The organism is Paenibacillus antibioticophila (assembly GCF_000455265.1).
In the GTDB taxonomy this organism is placed as follows: Bacteria; Bacillota; Bacilli; order Paenibacillales; family Paenibacillaceae; genus Fontibacillus; species Fontibacillus antibioticophila.
In genome coordinates, this window is sequence record NZ_HG005147.1 from 1 (window position 1) to 1,381 (window position 1,381).

The window sequence follows — 1,381 nt, forward strand, 5'->3', positions numbered from 1 at the left end:
TCTGAATTAGATATTGGATAAGCCCTCGACCGATTAGTACCTGTCAGCTCCATACATTGCTGCACTTCCACCTCAGGCCTATCAACCTCGTCGTCTTCAAGGGGTCTTACGAATTGGGAAATCTCATCTTGAGGGGGGCTTCACGCTTAGATGCTTTCAGCGCTTATCCCTACCGCACTTAGCTACCCAGCTATGCTCCTGGCGGAACAACTGGTACACCAGCGGTGCGTCCATCCCGGTCCTCTCGTACTAAGGACAGCTCCTCTCAAATTTCCTACGCCCACGACAGATAGGGACCGAACTGTCTCACGACGTTCTGAACCCAGCTCGCGTACCGCTTTAATGGGCGAACAGCCCAACCCTTGGGACCTACTTCAGCCCCAGGATGCGATGAGCCGACATCGAGGTGCCAAACCTCCCCGTCGATGTGGACTCTTGGGGGAGATAAGCCTGTTATCCCCAGGGTAGCTTTTATCCGTTGAGCGATGGCCCTTCCATGCGGTACCACCGGATCACTAAGCCCGACTTTCGTCCCTGCTCGACTTGTCAGTCTCGCAGTCAAGCTCCCTTATGCCTTTGCACTCTTCGAATGATTTCCAACCATTCTGAGGGAACCTTGGGGCGCCTCCGTTACTCTTTAGGAGGCGACCGCCCCAGTCAAACTGCCCGCCTGACACTGTCCCCGCACCGGATTACGGTACCAGGTTAGAACTCCAATACGATCAGGGTGGTATCCCAACGGCGCCTCCACCGAAGCTGGCGCTCCGGATTCCTAGGCTCCCACCTATCCTGTACAAATCGTATCAAAGTCCAATATCAAGCTGCAGTAAAGCTCCATGGGGTCTTTCCGTCTTGTCGCGGGTAACCTGCATCTTCACAGGTATTAAAATTTCACCGGATCTCTCGTTGAGACAGCGCCCAAGTCGTTACGCCATTCGTGCGGGTCAGAATTTACCTGACAAGGAATTTCGCTACCTTAGGACCGTTATAGTTACGGCCGCCGTTTACTGGGGCTTCAGTTCATAGCTTCGGGGTAAACCCCTAACCACTCCCCTTAACCTTCCAGCACCGGGCAGGCGTCAGCCCGTATACTTCGCCTTGCGGCTTCGCACAGACCTGTGTTTTTGCTAAACAGTCGCTTGGGCCTTTTCACTGCGGCCCCCTCGTGCTATTCACACTACCGGGGCACCCCTTCTCCCGAAGTTACGGGGTCATTTTGCCGAGTTCCTTAACGAGAGTTCTTCCGCGCGCCTTAGAATTCTCTTCTCGCCTACCTGTGTCGGTTTGCGGTACGGGCACCTTCACCTGGCTAGAGGCTTTTCTTGGCAGTCTGAGATCATGACCTTCGCTACTATAATTTTCACTCCCCATCACAGCCCAA

Annotated in this window: 1 other annotated feature. The window is 54.2% G+C overall.

The features are described 5' to 3' along the window. Window positions 1–12 precede the first annotated feature (12 nt). Window positions 13–1,380 (reverse strand) — a sequence feature (23S ribosomal RNA rRNA prediction is too short). Between the last annotated feature and the right edge of the window lies 1 nt (window position 1,381).